This is a genomic window from Mesorhizobium sp. M1307, from assembly GCF_040318155.1.
In the GTDB taxonomy this organism is placed as follows: Bacteria; Pseudomonadota; Alphaproteobacteria; order Rhizobiales; family Rhizobiaceae; genus Mesorhizobium.
Window position 1 is genome coordinate 1 of record NZ_JAMYLR010000118.1, and the last position, 665, is coordinate 665.

The window sequence follows — 665 nt, forward strand, 5'->3', positions numbered from 1 at the left end:
GCGATGGACAAGGTCGGCAATGACGGCGTCATCACCGTCGAGGAGGCCAAGACCGCCGAAACCGAACTAGACGTCGTCGAAGGCATGCAGTTCGACCGCGGCTATCTCTCGCCCTATTTCGTCACCAATGCCGAGAAGATGCGCGCCGAGCTGGAAGACCCTTACGTCCTCATCCACGAAAAGAAGCTCGGAAATCTGCAGGCGCTGCTGCCGATCCTCGAAGCCGTGGTGCAAAGCGGCAGGCCGCTGTTGATCATCTCCGAGGACGTCGAGGGCGAAGCGTTGGCAACGCTGGTCGTCAACAAGCTGCGCGGCGGCCTCAAGGTAGCGGCCGTCAAGGCGCCTGGCTTCGGTGACCGCCGCAAGGCGATGCTGGAAGACATCGCCGTGCTCACCGCCGGACAGATGATTTCCGAGGATCTCGGCATCAAGCTGGAGAACATCACCATAGACATGCTCGGCCGCGCCAAGCGCGTGCTGATCGAGAAGGACACCACCACGATCATCGACGGCGCCGGCGAGAAGACCACCATCCAGGCGCGCGTCCAGCAGATCAAGGCGCAGATCGAGGAAACCACTTCCGACTATGACAAGGAGAAGCTGCAGGAACGTCTCGCCAAGCTGGCGGGCGGCGTTGCCGTCATCCGCGTCGGCGGCGCGACCGA

The 665-nt window shown here is 62.6% G+C and carries 1 protein-coding gene; it reads left to right on the top strand.

The features are described 5' to 3' along the window. The coding region (gene groEL, locus NKH16_RS34900) for a chaperonin GroEL (RefSeq protein WP_352903986.1) at positions 1-665 on the top strand (665 nt) is incomplete at both ends.